Source organism: Hydrophilobacter chitinilyticus (assembly GCF_049860745.1).
In the GTDB taxonomy this organism is placed as follows: domain Bacteria; phylum Pseudomonadota; class Gammaproteobacteria; order Burkholderiales; family Burkholderiaceae_C; genus Rhodoferax_B.
This window is the reverse complement of the sequence record NZ_CP187561.1, coordinates 5680835-5693569: the sequence shown is the minus strand read 5'-3', so window position 1 is coordinate 5693569 and position 12735 is coordinate 5680835. Positions and strand designations below refer to the sequence as shown.

The following is a 12735-nucleotide window of genomic DNA, read 5'->3' as shown; positions in this document are numbered from 1 at the left end:
TGGAGAACAGGGTTGGCGCTAGCGACATCACGTGCAGCGCGTGTGGCGGGATGGAAACCGGGGAGTGCAGGTATTTTAGTGAGCCCGCATACCTTTAGATGGCCTTCAGTTCGCTTTGCGTCGTGTACGTTTGGCGGGCGTGGCTTTCAGCGCGGCGGGTTCGGCTGCGGCCATAGAGGCGTCCTGCGCGGCCATGCCGCTTTGAAAGTGCGTCAGAAAGCTTTGGCAAGGTGCTGACAGCGCACGTCCTTGCGCGGTCAAGGCGACGATGCTCCGCTCCAGCACCGGCGTGGTCAGCGGCACACCTTTCACGCCAATGGCACGGGTGCGCCGCAGGGCGTAAGCCGGCAAGATCGAAATGCCCAGGCCGGCCTCAATCAAACCCATGGCGGTGGTGACGTTGGCCACCTCGAAGGCTGGCGCCACGGTTTCCCCCGCTTGCGCGAAGCCCTGTTCGACCAGGCGGCGCAAACCGCTGCCGGAGCGCAGCCAAATCAAAGGCTCGCTGGTCAAGTTGCCCCACCGCACGGAAGCCTGCTGGGCGAGCGGGTGTTGCGCGGGGCAGGCCAGCATCAGCCGGTCTTGGTAGAGCGGGGTGATGACGAGGTCAGTGGGGTCGCTGTCGATGGTGCAGACGCCAAAGTCGGCTTGTCCGCTGCGTACGGCTTGGGCGATGCCATCGACGGGTAAATCCAGAATGTCGACCCGAATCGCCGGAAAACGCTCTCGAAAGCTCGCCAGCAAGCCGGGCAACAACGTGGCGGCGAGCAGCGGAGAGGTCGCCACGGCAAAGCGCCCGCTGCGCCGGTCGGAGAACTGGCGCAGGGCATCAAACGCAATGTCCAGATCGACAAACACCTTCGAGATGGCGGGCAGCAGCTCTTGCCCGGCATCGCTCAGCGCCATGCGGCGCGTGGTGCGTTCGAACAGCCGCACCGACAGTTCGCCCTCCAGCCCGCTGATCAACATCGACAGCGCGGACGGCGTGAGGTGCAAGCGTTGCGCGGCGCGGGTGATGCTGCCGTCTTCCGCCTCCGCCACAAATGCCCGCAGTTGCCGAATGGTGACGCTGGCGGGTTTGTGGTTGCCGTAGGTGTATGGGGTGGCCATGGGTGTCGTTTTGAGGGAAAGGTTCGGTCAAATAAGCGACTGATGCTATCAAAAATGAATTTTCTGGCGCGAGGGGCGGCTCGACTCTCCCACCGCGTTAGCAGATGTTTGCAGCTTTTTTAGCTCGAATGCTTATTTTCTTCGCAGTCAGTTGACAAAAAATACCACCCACTGCATAATCAAAGGCTTCGCTCTAAAAAAGCGATGTTTCTGCCCAATCAAAGGCACTGCAAGTGGTTTGTGGTGCGGCTGACGGGCCCAAGACTGACTAGGCGCCCTCCAGCGTTTGGTGCAAGTTGGGAAATATTGAAATGATCCAAACTGAATCCCGGTTAGATGTTGCCGACAACACTGGCGCGAAGTCCGTTCTTTGCATCAAGGTGCTGGGCGGCTCCAAGCGTCGCTACGCAAGTGTTGGCGACATTATCAAAGTGAGCATCAAAGAAGCTGCTCCGCGTGGTCGCGTCAAAAAAGGCGAGATCTACAGCGCGGTTGTGGTTCGTACAGCGAAGGGCATCCGCCGCGCTGACGGTTCGCTCGTTAAATTCGATGGCAACGCAGCAGTGTTGCTCAACGCAAAGCTGGAGCCTATCGGCACCCGCATCTTCGGACCAGTGACGCGCGAGTTGCGTACTGAAAAGTTCATGAAGATCGTGTCCCTGGCTCCTGAAGTTCTGTAAGGACACGACATGAACAAAATTCGCAAGGGCGACGAGGTGATCGTGCTCGCAGGGCGCGACAAGGGCAAGCGTGGCGTGGTTTCGCTGCGCAAGGATGACTCCCACGTGGTGGTTGAGGGCATCAATCTGGTGAAGAAGCACGCCAAGCCGAACCCTCTCAAGGGTACGACCGGTGGCATCGTTGAAAAGACCATGCCGATTCACCAGTCCAATGTGGCGATCTTCAATGCGGCAACCGGCAAGGCCGATCGCGTTGGCATCAAGGTGCTGGCTGATGGTAAGCGCGTGCGCGTTTACAAATCCAGCGGCGAAGAAATCAAGGTGGCATGACCATGGCACGACTCCAACAACACTACCGCGAGAAAATCGCTCCTGAGTTGACGGCCAAGTTTGGCTACACCTCGCCAATGCAAGTTCCACGTATCACCAAGATCACGTTGAACATGGGTGTGAGCGAAGCTGTTGCTGACAAGAAGGTCATGGACAACGCTGTTGCTGATCTGACCAAGATTGCGGGCCAAAAGCCTGTGGTGACCAAGGCTAAGAAAGCTATCGCCGGTTTCAAGATCCGCGAAGGCCAAGCTATTGGTTGCATGGTGACCCTGCGTGGCGTCCAGATGTATGAATTCCTGGATCGTTTCGTGACCGTGGCTCTGCCCCGCGTTCGTGACTTCCGTGGTATCTCTGGTCGCGCTTTTGACGGTCGTGGTAACTACAACATCGGCGTCAAAGAACAGATCATTTTCCCTGAAATTGAATACGACAAGGTTGATGCCTTGCGCGGTCTCAATATCAGCATCACGACGACGGCCAAGAATGACGAAGAGTGCAAGGCACTACTCGCTGGCTTCCGTTTTCCGTTCAAGAACTGAGGTGACGTGTGGCTAAAGTAGCACTGATTCAACGCGAACTGAAGCGTGACCAACTGGTCGCCAAGTACGCAAAAAAGCACGCTGAACTGAAAGCGGCGTCGAGCGACGTCAACAAGACCGAAGAAGAGCGTGCAGCTGCCCGCTTGGCTTTGCAAAAGTTGCCCCGTAACGCCAACCCTACGCGTCAACGTAACCGTTGCGCCATCACGGGTCGTCCACGTGGCACGTTCCGCCAGTTCGGTTTGGCGCGCGCGAAAATTCGTGAATTGGCTTTCGCTGGTGATATCCCCGGCGTGACCAAGGCCAGCTGGTAAGCAGGGCAGGAGTAAGCAAACATGAGTATGAGTGATCCAATTGCCGACCTGCTGACGCGTATTCGTAACGCGCAAATGGTGGCTAAATCGACTGTGTCCATCCCATCTTCCAAAGTGAAGGTTGCGATCGCCCAAGTGCTGAAGGACGAAGGCTACATTGACGGCTTCAAGGTGAATACCGAAGCCGGCAAGAGCGAGCTGGAAATTACCCTGAAGTACCACGCTGGCCGTCCAGTGATCGAGCGCATTGAGCGCGTGAGCCGTCCTGGCCTGCGCGTCTACAAGGGCCGTGACGCAATTCCGCAAGTCATGAACGGTTTGGGTGTTGCCATTGTGACGACCCCACAAGGCGTCATGACTGACCGCAAGGCTCGCGCCTCTGGCGTTGGCGGCGAAGTGCTGTGCTACGTCGCTTAAGCAGGAGAAACATTAAATGTCTCGCGTAGGAAAAGCGCCTGTTGCCATCCCCGCTGGTGTGGATGTGTCGATTCAGGCCAATCAAATCAATGTAAAAGGCACTGGTGGTGCTCTTTCCCTGGCGTTGAATGCGCTGGTGAAGGTCTCCAACAACGCCGGCGTGCTGGCTTTCGAGCCCGCAAACGAGTCGCGTGAAGCTAACGCCATGACGGGCACCATGCGCCAGCTGGTGAACAATATGGTGCAAGGCGTGACCAAGGGCTTCGAGAAGAAACTGACGCTGATCGGCGTGGGTTACAAGGCCCAAGCCCAGGGTGCCAAGCTGAACCTGTCGGTCGGCTATTCGCACCCTGTGAACAAGGATATGCCAGCTGGTATTACCGTTGCGACCCCAGCCCCCACGGAAATCGTGATCAAGGGTGCTGATCGTCAACGCGTTGGCCAAGTGGCTGCTGAGATTCGCGCCATTCGCCCACCTGAGCCTTACAAGGGCAAGGGCATCCGTTATTCGGATGAGAAGGTTGCGATCAAAGAAACGAAGAAGAAATAAGGAGTGGCAACATGTTGACGAAAAAAGAACAGCGTCTCCGTCGTGCCCGCCAAACACGCATCCGTATTGCGACGCAAGGTGTTGCACGCTTGACGGTGAACCGTACCAATCTGCACATCTACGCCAGCGTGATTTCTGGCGACGGTGCAAAGGTGTTGGCCAGCGCTTCCACGGCAGAAGCTGCCGTGCGCAAAGAACTGGGCGGTTCCGGCAAGGGTGGCAATACAGCCGCTGCGCAAGCCATTGGCAAGCTGATCGCTGAAAAAGCGAAGGCTGCTGGTGTTGAAAAGGTAGCGTTTGACCGCTCTGGTTTTGCGTATCACGGCCGTGTCAAGGCTTTGGCCGATGCAGCCCGCGAAGCTGGCTTGCAGTTCTAAGCAGATCGGAAAATATCATGGCTAAAGTTCAAGGAAAAATGCAGGGTAAGGCTGAAGGGCCTGAAGACGGTCTGCGCGAGAAGATGATCGCGGTCAACCGCGTCACCAAAGTCGTGAAGGGTGGTCGTATTCTGGGCTTCGCCGCACTGACCGTGGTTGGCGATGGCGATGGCCGCGTTGGCATGGGCAAGGGCAAGTCGAAAGAAGTGCCAGCAGCCGTGCAAAAGGCGATGGAAGAAGCCCGTCGCAACATGGTCAAGGTTACGCTGAAGAGCGGCTCCGTGTTTCACAAGGTCGAAGGTCATCATGGCGCAGCTCGCGTGATGATGGCTCCAGCACCAAAGGGTACTGGCATTATTGCCGGCGGCCCAATGCGCGCTGTTTTCGAGGTGATGGGTATCACCGACATCGTGGCCAAGAGCCATGGTTCGTCGAACCCTTACAACATGGTTCGTGCCACGCTGGACGCTTTGCGCAATTCCACCACTCCTGCGGACATCGCAGCGAAGCGTGGCAAGAGCGTTGAAGATATCGTCGCTTAAGTAGGAGCCACATAACATGGCAACGCAACAAACACTCAAGGTAACGCTGGTTCGCAGCCCTATCGGAACCAAGGAATCGCACCGTGCGACGGTCCGCGGTCTGGGTCTGCGCAAGATTCGCAGCGTTCGCGAATTGCAGGACACTCCCGAAGTTCGCGGCATGATCAATAAGATCAGCTATCTGGTCAAGATCCTCGATTAAGGGATGATGATGGAACTCAATGGCATTAAGCCCGCAGAGGGTGCAAAGCACGCCAAGCGTCGCGTTGGTCGCGGCATTGGCTCTGGTCTGGGTAAAACGGCTGGTCGTGGTCACAAGGGCCAAAAGTCCCGTTCGGGTGGCTATCACAAAGTTGGTTTTGAAGGCGGTCAAATGCCTATGCAACGCCGCTTGCCCAAGCGTGGTTTCAAGTCGCATCAGTTGAAATTCAACGCTGAAGTGACCTTGGCTGCTCTGGAGCAACTCGGTGCTGCCGAAGTCGACGTCTTGACGCTGAAGCAAGCTGGCCTCGTGGGTCAATTGGCTAAGGTGGTGAAGGTCATTGCGACTGGTTCGCTGACGAAGTCCGTCAAGTTGACGGGTATCGGTGCGACGGCTGCAGCTAAAACCGCGATTGAAGCGGTTGGCGGTAGCTTGGTCTAATCCTGTGATCTTGTTCTCCAAGGAAGAATTCGGTGGCAACTAGCGCTCAAATTGCAAAAACAGGGAAGTTTGGGGACTTGCGTCGCCGCTTGGTCTTTTTGCTGCTCGCGTTGGTTGTCTACCGTATTGGTGCGCACATTCCAGTACCGGGTATTGACCCTCAGCAGCTCCAGCAGCTCTTCAGTGGGCAGCAAGGCGGCATATTGAACTTGTTCAATATGTTCTCCGGCGGAGCTCTTTCGCGTTTTACGGTGTTTGCTCTAGGGATCATGCCCTACATCTCGGCGTCCATCATCATGCAGTTGATGGGTTATGTGGTGCCGGCCTTTGAGCAGATGAAGAAAGAGGGCGAAGCCGGTCGACGCAAAATCACGCAGTACACCCGTTACGGCACGCTGGGTCTGGCTTTGTTCCAATCTCTGGGCATTGCCGTGGCGCTGGAGAGTTCCGCTGGTTTGGTGTTGTCTCCTGGTTTTGGATTCCGCATGACGGCAGTGGTGAGCTTGACCGCCGGAACGATGTTCCTGATGTGGTTGGGCGAGCAAATTACCGAACGTGGCCTCGGCAACGGTATATCCATTCTGATTTTTGCGGGTATTGCTGCTGGCTTGCCTGGTTCAATCGGTGGATTGCTGGAGTTGGTGCGCACGGGATCCATGAGCATCATTGCTGCGATCATCGTGGTGATCGTTGTGGCTCTGGTTACTTACTTCGTGGTCTTCGTGGAACGTGGGCAGCGCAAGATTCTGGTGAATTACGCACGACGCCAGGTTGGTAACAAGGTTTATGGTGGCCAGTCTTCGCACTTGCCGTTGAAGTTGAACATGGCAGGTGTGATCCCTCCCATCTTCGCTTCATCCATTATTTTGTTGCCTGCTACGGTGGTCAGCTGGTTTAGCTCGGCGGAGTCGCTGCGTTGGTTGAAGGACATTGCAGGAATGCTGAGTCCTGGCCAGCCGGTTTACACGCTGATTTACGCCGCTGCGATCGTCTTCTTCTGCTTTTTCTACACCGCGCTTGTTTTCAACAGCCGGGAAACTGCAGACAACCTGAAGAAGAGTGGCGCTTTTATTCCTGGTATTCGCCCTGGCGAACAGACTGCACGTTACATCGATAAGATTCTTTTGCGGTTGACTTTGGCTGGTGCTGTCTACATCACGTTTGTGTGTTTGTTGCCTGAGATCTTGATCCTCAAGTACAACGTGCCGTTCTATTTTGGCGGTACCTCCTTGTTGATCATCGTGGTCGTAACCATGGATTTCATGGCGCAGGTTCAAAACTACCTGATGTCGCAACAGTATGAGTCGCTGCTGAAGAAGGCAAACTTTAAAACTTCAGCAGGCGGTTGAGCGACATGTCTAAAGATGATGTCATCCAGATGCAGGGTGAAGTGGTCGAAAACCTGCCCAACGCGACCTTTCGAGTGAAGTTGGAAAACGGCCACGTGGTACTGGGTCATATTTCTGGAAAAATGCGGATGCATTACATCCGTATTCTTCCAGGAGACAAAGTTACTGTTGAGTTGACGCCCTACGACTTGTCGCGGGCTCGTATTGTGTTTCGAGCCAAGTAGGTTCAAGACGTATTTGAGAGTTTTAGGAGAATCAAATGAGAGTTTCGGCTTCGGTCAAGACAATCTGCCGTAACTGTAAAGTCATCCGGCGCAAGGGTGTGGTTCGTGTAATTTGCACTGATCCTCGTCATAAGCAACGCCAAGGTTGATTTCAGAGATTTAGAGGACGCATATGGCACGTATTGCTGGTATCAATATTCCCCCGCAGCAACATGCTGAAATCGGCTTGACCGCCATTTTCGGTATTGGTCGCACCCGCGCTCGCAAAATTTGCGAAGCTTGCGACATTGCTTATTCCAAAAAGGTTAAAGACCTGACCGACGCTGATCTCGAGAAAATTCGTGATCAAATCGCTCAGTTCACGATCGAAGGTGACCTGCGTCGCGAAACCACCATGAACATCAAGCGATTGATGGACATCGGTTGCTATCGCGGTTTCCGTCACCGTCGTGGTCTGCCAATGCGCGGTCAGCGCACGCGCACCAACGCTCGGACGCGTAAGGGCCCGCGTAAGGCTGCTGCGTCACTGAAGAAATAAAGACTGAGAGATTACTATGGCAAAAGCCCCATCTAGTAACGCATCGCAGCGTGTTCGCAAGAAGGTTCGTAAGAACGTATCTGACGGCGTGGCACACGTTCATGCTTCGTTCAATAACACGATCATCACGATCACCGACCGTCAAGGCAATGCGTTGTCTTGGGCGTCGTCTGGTGGCCAAGGTTTTAAGGGCTCGCGTAAGTCGACTCCATTTGCCGCTCAAGTTGCATCTGAAGTCGCTGGCCGTGCCGCCATGGAACAAGGTATCAAGAATCTTGACGTCGAAATCAAGGGTCCTGGTCCAGGTCGTGAATCGTCGGTGCGTGCATTGGGCGCCCTCGGCATTCGTATCACGTCTATTGCTGACGTGACGCCAGTTCCGCACAACGGCTGCCGCCCACAAAAGCGTCGCCGTATCTAAGTTTTAGTTAACTTCGGTTAACGCTTTTATTAAGCCCACCGCCACGCGTTCAATCGCCATGGCTCCCGTTTTGCATATGCAATTCGGAAGAAGACACAAAGGAAATTCAAGTGGCACGCTATCTTGGCCCTAAGGCAAAACTCTCCCGTCGCGAGGGTACAGACCTCTTTCTGAAGAGCGCTCGTCGTTCGATCAGCGACAAAGCAAAGTTTGACTCCAAACCGGGTCAACACGGCCGTACGTCTGGTGCTCGCACTTCCGATTTCGGCTTGCAATTGCGCGAAAAGCAAAAAGTAAAGCGCATGTATGGTGTTCTCGAGCGCCAGTTCCGCCGTTATTTTGAAGAAGCCGACCGTCGTCGTGGTAACACTGGTGCAAACCTGTTGTTCTTGCTCGAATCTCGTCTGGACAACGTCGTTTACCGTATGGGCTTCGGCTCTACCCGTGCTGAAGCGCGTCAGTTGGTCTCTCACCGTGCCATTACGGTGAACGGTGCCAGCGTGAACATCCCTTCGTTCATGGTAAAGAGCGGTGACGTGGTTGCGATTCGCGAAAAGTCGAAGAAGCAAAACCGCATTGTCGAAGCACTGCAACTTGCACAGCAAGTCGGCCTGCCAGCTTGGGTTGAAGTCAGCGTTGAGAAGGCTGAAGGTACTTTCAAGAAGGTACCTGATCGGGATGAGTTTGCATCTGACATCAACGAATCGTTGATCGTCGAACTGTATTCGCGTTAATCTCGAGAGTTTTGATCGTTTTTGTTCCTGGACTGAATGGGGCACCGTAGTCCAGGACCTTCACCAGCCTTACCGGTGTAACGAGCTGGGGGTATTGAGAGGAAGCCTGAATGCAAACTAATTTGCTGAAACCCAAAGCTATCAATGTGGAACAGCTTGGCAACAACCGCGCAAAAGTCGCGTTGGAGCCGTTTGAACGTGGATACGGGCATACGCTCGGCAACGCGCTTCGTCGCGTTTTGTTGTCGTCCATGGTGGGTTATTCGGCAACCGAGGTGACGATTGCAGGTGTGCTGCATGAGTACTCTTCTATCGATGGTGTTCAAGAAGATGTGGTGAACATTCTTCTGAACCTTAAGGGCGTCGTCTTTAAGTTGCACAATCGTGACGAAGTCACGCTGAGCCTCCGCAAGGACGGTGAAGGCGTGGTCACTGCCGCCGATATTCAGACTCCACACGATGTGGAAATCATCAACCCTGATCATGTCATTGCCCATCTGTCGCAAGGCGGCAAGCTGGACATGCAAATCAAGGTTGAAAAAGGCCGTGGTTACGTGCCTGGCAACATGCGCCGTTATGCTGACGAGCAGACCAAGTCGATTGGCCGTATCGTTCTGGATGCGTCGTTTTCTCCAGTGAAGCGTGTGAGCTACACGGTGGAGAGCGCACGGGTTGAACAGCGTACCGACTTGGATAAGCTAGTGGTCGAGATCGAAACCAATGGTGCGATCACGGCCGAAGATGCGGTTCGCGCATCGGCTAAAATCTTGGTTGAACAATTGGCTGTGTTTGCGCAATTGGAAGGCAGTGAACTCACGAGCATCTTCCAATCGCCAGAACCACGTGGCAATGCCCAGTTCGATCCAATCTTGCTTCGCCCTGTGGACGAGTTGGAACTGACGGTGCGTTCCGCCAACTGCTTGAAGGCAGAAAACATTTACTACATTGGTGATCTGATCCAGCGGACGGAAAATGAACTGCTGAAGACCCCGAACTTGGGTCGTAAATCGTTGAATGAGATCAAGGAAGTGCTCGCATCCCGCGGCCTGACTTTGGGGATGAAGCTGGAAAGCTGGCCTCCTGCTGGTCTCGACAAGCGATAAATTGAATTTAGCCTTCTAGGCTTTAAGTGCAACGCGCAGTACCTGATCCGGCTGCGCGTATTAATATTTGAAAGGAAAGCACTATGCGTCACGGACACGGACTTCGTAAACTTAACCGCACCACCTCGCACCGTTTGGCGATGCTGCGCAACATGATGAATTCGTTGATCGAACACGAAGCCATCAAGACTACCTTGCCTAAGGCCAAGGAACTGCGTCGCGTTGTGGAACCCATGATCACCCTGGCGAAAGAGCCTACGGTTGCTAACCGCCGCTTGGCGTTTGACCGTCTGCGCGATCGTGACAGCGTGACCAAGCTGTTTGACGTGCTGGGCCCGCGCTTCAAAGCGCGTCCAGGTGGTTACACCCGCATCTTGAAGATGGGTTTCCGCGTGGGCGACAACGCGCCTATGGCTTATGTTGAATTGGTCGAGCGTACGGAAGAAAATGCAGTTGTTCCGGCAGCAGCAGAATAACGTGCTATAATCTAAATCTACCGCGCGATGGAGCAGTCTGGTAGCTCGTTGGGCTCATAACCCAAAGGTCGGAGGTTCAAATCCTTCTCGCGCAACCAAGTTGATTTAAAAAGCCCGCTTTTAGCGGGCTTTTTTTCGTCTGCGGAAATCTGCGTTTGTTTTGCGGACGCGGGCGATTTTTAGCGCTCGTGATTCACGATCAAGCATCTGAGGCCAGCTCTAAACCGATCGTGATTGGGACGTAAATATCGGTGAGCAGCTTTCTCAAAATTGCGGCCAGTGGTACTGCGTGTGAGACTGGCCTCCCGCCAGCTGTCAAAAGCCACTTTCTCGTAGAAGAATGGCGCTTAGTTTGTCCAGTCCTTCGCTGAGCAGACTTCGCTTCTGCCCCTCCAATTGAACCTGTCCTTTTGTCTCTGCCATGTCGGTCGGCGGCGCATCAAGCTGGATCACGACATGAAAGACCGGTTGGGTGGGCGCGAGCGAGTTGCCGTGAGGCGCGGTCGTAATCGGCCCTCCGAAACGTGAAGATAGCGCCGGATGTTCAAGTTCGTTAGCGCGTGTACTGGCGATGCTGACGATGCGGCCGTGTATGCGGCTTGTTTGGCCTGCAGGGTAGAAGTAAGCTAGGTTTCCTGGCGCAATTCTGGGTATTTCGTCTTGGCCAATGTATGCATCGACCTGCCATTTGCTGGCATCGACCAACACGCCTAAAGGCTCTTTGCTGCTGACCCATTGACCGTCGTGCCATTCCGGCTGGACGTCGCGCCACTGCCCGTCGAACGGTGCGACGATGGTCAGTCGATTGAGCTCTGAGCGCAGGGCTTGGGTTTGCTGGTATTCGGCGACCAGGCGCTCTCGGGTAGCTCTTACATCAATGTTGCCAGCACTGTCGGCAGCCATGCCGGCCAGGCGAGCTTGGTAGCTGTCGATGCTGGCGGCGCTGCTTTGTGTGCGTGCGCTGATGTCGGGCTCGGATAAGACGGCGAGCACCGTGCCGGCCGTGACGGGGCCGGCGTCATGTATGTGGACGATGCGTGCCGGAAACGGTGAAAACACCCGGAATTGCTTTTCAACACGCGCGACGCCATAACCATGCACTTGGCGGTGAAATGGCACCGCAAGCAAAGCCAGCAATCCGCCGATCAAGATCCACACCAACCAGCGTCTGCTTTTCGCGACTTGAGCGCGGACTCGCCACCAAACGATGACTTCACGCCAAACCGGCAAGACGATGAACCAGCTGACTTCCACCAAGAATAGGGCGATGCCCAGGAGCTTGAAAAAAAGGTAGTAGACCGCGACGGCGATGCCAAGGAAAAGCGTAAGCCGGTACATCCACGTGACGAACGCGAAGCTGATCAACGCGTGCCGGGTGGGGATGGGGAAACTTTCCGGCCACGGCTGCTGCAGGCCCAGAACCGTACGTCGCAAAGCGGTCTTGGCGAGCGCGGTAGAGCGCTCGTGCAGATTCGGAAAGTCGAGAATGTCAGACAGGATGAAGTAGCCGTCAAAACGCATGAACGGGCTGGCGTTGAGCAAAATAGACAACACCCAACTGGTGGTGGCGAGATACAGCAGTCCGTTGCGCAAAGAGCCTGGCTCGCATAGCGCCCAGCCCAATGTGGAAAGACCGGCCAAGGCCAATTCGGTCAGGATGCCGGCCGACGCAATCGCCAGCCGCTGTCTTGGCCTAGTGAGCTTCCAGGTTTCGCCCGTATCGGTGTAGAGCATGGGCCACAGCACCACAAAAGCCACGCCCATGTGCCCCACCTTCAGCCCCATGCGCGTGGCAACCAATGCGTGCCCCAGTTCATGCAATGTCTTGGCGAACATGATGGCCAACGCAAAACTCAGCAAGCCTTCAACTGAAAAAGACTCGACGACGCTGTGCGTGAACTCATCCCACCGTTGGCCTACCAGCACGATGCCCAAAACAGAGAGGCAGATCACAGTCCACGCCATTGTAGGACTGAATAACCTGCCCAACCTGGGCGCGATCTTCCCGAGCCATCTGTGCGGAAACAGTAAGGGAATACGAAAAAACAGGTAGTGGTGCAGCCACCAGCGCAAGCTCAGCCAACTGCGGCTATCGTCGGCCGCCGCCAGGCGTACGCGTGCAGCAGCATCAGGGCGCACCAAGTGGTGATACTCCAGAAACGACTGCAACGCCACAACCTGCTCCACTGAAGGTTTCAGGGCGGTGGTGTTGGAGATGTCTAGTGCAATTTGCTTGGGGCTTTGGCCCCAGCGCAACAAGCACTCAAATTCCAGCCAGCCAATGCGAAAAAAGCGATTCGTGACTGCATCCTGAATGACCCAGGCAGGCGTGCCGTCGGCGTTGTGTGCCGCCGCACTCAAGCGCAAGTCTTCGCGCAACGGCGG

The 12735-nt window shown here is 55.2% G+C and carries 20 protein-coding genes and 1 tRNA gene; 19 read left to right on the top strand and 2 right to left on the bottom strand.

The annotated features are described in order from the left end of the window. Positions 1-105 precede the first annotated feature (105 nt). Positions 106-1110 carry a LysR family transcriptional regulator gene (locus tag ACPWMG_RS25505; RefSeq protein WP_483302267.1) on the bottom strand — a complete coding sequence of 335 codons (1005 nt, stop codon included), beginning with the start codon at positions 1108-1110 and terminating at the stop codon, positions 106-108. 311 nt (positions 1111-1421) lie between these two features. On the opposite strand from ACPWMG_RS25505, the gene rplN reads away from it, so the two are divergent. From rplN to ACPWMG_RS25410, 19 genes are all read left to right on the top strand, one after another. Then, the gene (gene rplN / locus ACPWMG_RS25500) at positions 1422-1790 is read left to right on the top strand and encodes a 50S ribosomal protein L14 (RefSeq protein WP_315192381.1); all 369 of its coding nucleotides are present in this window, start codon (positions 1422-1424) and stop codon (positions 1788-1790) included. 9 nt (positions 1791-1799) lie between these two features. Then, positions 1800-2120 (top strand): 50S ribosomal protein L24, encoded by a 321-nt coding sequence (gene rplX, locus ACPWMG_RS25495; protein ID WP_422831155.1) that lies wholly within the window; start codon positions 1800-1802, stop codon positions 2118-2120. 2 nt (positions 2121-2122) lie between these two features. Continuing rightward, positions 2123-2662 carry a 50S ribosomal protein L5 gene (rplE, locus tag ACPWMG_RS25490; RefSeq protein WP_483302266.1) on the top strand — a complete coding sequence of 180 codons (540 nt, stop codon included), beginning with the start codon at positions 2123-2125 and terminating at the stop codon, positions 2660-2662. A gap of 8 nt (positions 2663-2670) precedes the next feature. Beyond that, on the top strand, positions 2671-2976 hold the full coding sequence (rpsN, locus tag ACPWMG_RS25485; protein ID WP_422831153.1) for a 30S ribosomal protein S14: 306 nt from the start codon (positions 2671-2673) through the stop codon (positions 2974-2976). A 21-nt stretch (positions 2977-2997) separates the two neighbouring features. Continuing rightward, positions 2998-3393, top strand: a complete 396-nt coding sequence (rpsH, locus tag ACPWMG_RS25480; RefSeq protein WP_483302265.1) for a 30S ribosomal protein S8 — start codon at positions 2998-3000, stop codon at positions 3391-3393. 16 nt (positions 3394-3409) lie between these two features. After that, on the top strand, positions 3410-3943 hold the full coding sequence (gene rplF / locus ACPWMG_RS25475; RefSeq protein ID WP_483302264.1) for a 50S ribosomal protein L6: 534 nt from the start codon (positions 3410-3412) through the stop codon (positions 3941-3943). Between the two features lie 11 nt (positions 3944-3954). Then, the gene (gene rplR / locus ACPWMG_RS25470) at positions 3955-4320 is read left to right on the top strand and encodes a 50S ribosomal protein L18 (RefSeq protein ID WP_483302263.1); all 366 of its coding nucleotides are present in this window, start codon (positions 3955-3957) and stop codon (positions 4318-4320) included. 17 nt (positions 4321-4337) lie between these two features. Then, positions 4338-4862, top strand: coding sequence for a 30S ribosomal protein S5 (gene rpsE / locus ACPWMG_RS25465; protein ID WP_422831146.1), 525 nt, complete (start codon positions 4338-4340; stop codon positions 4860-4862). 16 nt (positions 4863-4878) lie between these two features. Then, the gene (gene rpmD / locus ACPWMG_RS25460) at positions 4879-5064 is read left to right on the top strand and encodes a 50S ribosomal protein L30 (RefSeq protein WP_422831145.1); all 186 of its coding nucleotides are present in this window, start codon (positions 4879-4881) and stop codon (positions 5062-5064) included. A gap of 9 nt (positions 5065-5073) precedes the next feature. After that, positions 5074-5505 (top strand): 50S ribosomal protein L15, encoded by a 432-nt coding sequence (gene rplO / locus ACPWMG_RS25455; protein ID WP_483305342.1) that lies wholly within the window; start codon positions 5074-5076, stop codon positions 5503-5505. Positions 5506-5537: 32 nt separating this feature from the next. Continuing rightward, positions 5538-6854, top strand: a complete 1317-nt coding sequence (gene secY / locus ACPWMG_RS25450) for a preprotein translocase subunit SecY (RefSeq protein ID WP_422831143.1) — start codon at positions 5538-5540, stop codon at positions 6852-6854. 5 nt (positions 6855-6859) lie between these two features. Further along, positions 6860-7078 carry a translation initiation factor IF-1 gene (gene infA, locus ACPWMG_RS25445; protein ID WP_007869286.1) on the top strand — a complete coding sequence of 73 codons (219 nt, stop codon included), beginning with the start codon at positions 6860-6862 and terminating at the stop codon, positions 7076-7078. A gap of 35 nt (positions 7079-7113) precedes the next feature. Next, positions 7114-7227 (top strand): 50S ribosomal protein L36, encoded by a 114-nt coding sequence (gene rpmJ, locus ACPWMG_RS25440; RefSeq protein ID WP_013544106.1) that lies wholly within the window; start codon positions 7114-7116, stop codon positions 7225-7227. Positions 7228-7250: 23 nt separating this feature from the next. Next, the gene (rpsM, locus tag ACPWMG_RS25435) at positions 7251-7616 is read left to right on the top strand and encodes a 30S ribosomal protein S13 (RefSeq protein ID WP_483302262.1); all 366 of its coding nucleotides are present in this window, start codon (positions 7251-7253) and stop codon (positions 7614-7616) included. A gap of 16 nt (positions 7617-7632) precedes the next feature. After that, entirely contained in the window at positions 7633-8037 is a 405-nt protein-coding gene (rpsK, locus tag ACPWMG_RS25430; RefSeq protein ID WP_422831140.1) for a 30S ribosomal protein S11, read from the top strand. Positions 8038-8147: 110 nt separating this feature from the next. Next, positions 8148-8771 (top strand): 30S ribosomal protein S4, encoded by a 624-nt coding sequence (rpsD, locus tag ACPWMG_RS25425; protein ID WP_422831138.1) that lies wholly within the window; start codon positions 8148-8150, stop codon positions 8769-8771. Between the two features lie 110 nt (positions 8772-8881). Next, positions 8882-9874 (top strand): DNA-directed RNA polymerase subunit alpha, encoded by a 993-nt coding sequence (locus ACPWMG_RS25420; protein ID WP_422831136.1) that lies wholly within the window; start codon positions 8882-8884, stop codon positions 9872-9874. Positions 9875-9957: 83 nt separating this feature from the next. Beyond that, positions 9958-10350, top strand: a complete 393-nt coding sequence (rplQ, locus tag ACPWMG_RS25415; RefSeq protein WP_483302261.1) for a 50S ribosomal protein L17 — start codon at positions 9958-9960, stop codon at positions 10348-10350. Positions 10351-10371: 21 nt separating this feature from the next. After that, a tRNA-Met gene (locus ACPWMG_RS25410) sits at positions 10372-10448 on the top strand. A 217-nt stretch (positions 10449-10665) separates the two neighbouring features. Here ACPWMG_RS25410 and ACPWMG_RS25405 read toward each other — a convergent pair. Then, complete coding sequence (locus tag ACPWMG_RS25405; protein ID WP_483302260.1) at positions 10666-12729, bottom strand: site-2 protease family protein; 2064 nt, start codon at positions 12727-12729, stop codon at positions 10666-10668. Positions 12730-12735 lie beyond the last annotated feature (6 nt).